This is a genomic window from Sphaerisporangium sp. NPDC088356, assembly GCF_040685555.1.
In the GTDB taxonomy this organism is placed as follows: domain Bacteria; phylum Actinomycetota; class Actinomycetes; order Streptosporangiales; family Streptosporangiaceae; genus Sphaerisporangium.
Genome location: NZ_JBFBIK010000298.1, coordinates 1 through 1,011 on the forward strand (window position 1 = coordinate 1; position 1,011 = coordinate 1,011).

The following is a 1,011-nucleotide window of genomic DNA, read 5'->3' on the forward strand; positions in this document are numbered from 1 at the left end:
GCCACATTGATGATCCCGCCCTTATATTTTTATTACCATTATAACATTTCTGAAAAAAATTTGGTTCTGTTGCAAAGTTTCAATACTGAGTACAAAAGTCCAATTCTGATACTTTGACTATGCTGGTATACCCATCAAAACTTTAATTTCAGTAGATACCGAAAAGCCGAAGAGCGTTCCATTTCTTCGGTTCTTTTTGTATATTCCTCGAATTGTTTCCATGCCCTTAATCGTGGTTGAGGCAGTTCGTAGACTTCGATAAAATTTATTGCGTCGTTTGATTGGTCGATGGTCTTGCTCAATGAGGTTATTGAGATACTTCACGGTTCGATGCTCTGTCTTAGTATATAAACCGTTACTCTGTAACTTTCTAAATGCAGAACCAATAGAGGGCGCTTTATCCGTGACAATTACTCTTGGTTGACCAAACTGTTTATGTAGTCGTTTCAAGAACGCATAAGCAGCTTGAGTATCCCGTTTCTTGCGTAGCCAAATATCCAGTGTCATGCCTTCTGAGTCGATTGCACGATAGAGATAATGCCACTTCCCTTTAATTTTAATATAAGTTTCGTCCATTTTCCACGAATAAAAGGATTGTCTATTTTTCTTTTTCCAGAGATGATAGAGGACTTTACCGTATTCTTGTACCCAACGATAAATAGTTGTGTGACAAACGTTAATCCCACGATCATAAAGGAGTTCTTGAATTTCACGATAGCTTAGATTGTAACGCAGGTAATAACCAACAGCGACAATAATCACATCTTTTTGAAATTGTTTACCTTTAAAATAGTTCATTGATATATCCTCGCTGTCATTTTTATTCATTTTACACTAAAATAGACTTATCAGAAAACTTTGCAACAGAACCGATTTCTCAATCTTAGGTTTCACGATTTCAACATCACGAATTTCAACTGTCAACTGTTTTTCCTCACCAGTTTTAGTTTTTCCTGTTACTTGCATAAAGACTCTCCTTGCTATTTCACTAATATAAGAACGCAAACTCTG

1 protein-coding gene is annotated in these 1,011 nt (G+C 36.1%); it reads right to left on the bottom strand.

Annotation, left to right across the window (positions count from 1 at the left end; genetic code table 11):
• Nucleotides 1-117 precede the first annotated feature (117 nt).
• Complete coding sequence (locus AB0O34_RS37050; RefSeq protein ID WP_363923708.1) at nucleotides 118-798, bottom strand: IS6 family transposase; 681 nt, start codon at nucleotides 796-798, stop codon at nucleotides 118-120.
• Nucleotides 799-1,011: the final 213 nt, after the last annotated feature.

What these genes read in the sequence shown, in the direction of transcription:
- AB0O34_RS37050 (WP_363923708.1), bottom strand. Translation starts at nt 798, where the DNA reads ATGAACTATTTTAAAGGTAAACAATTTCAAAAAGATGTGATTATTGTC.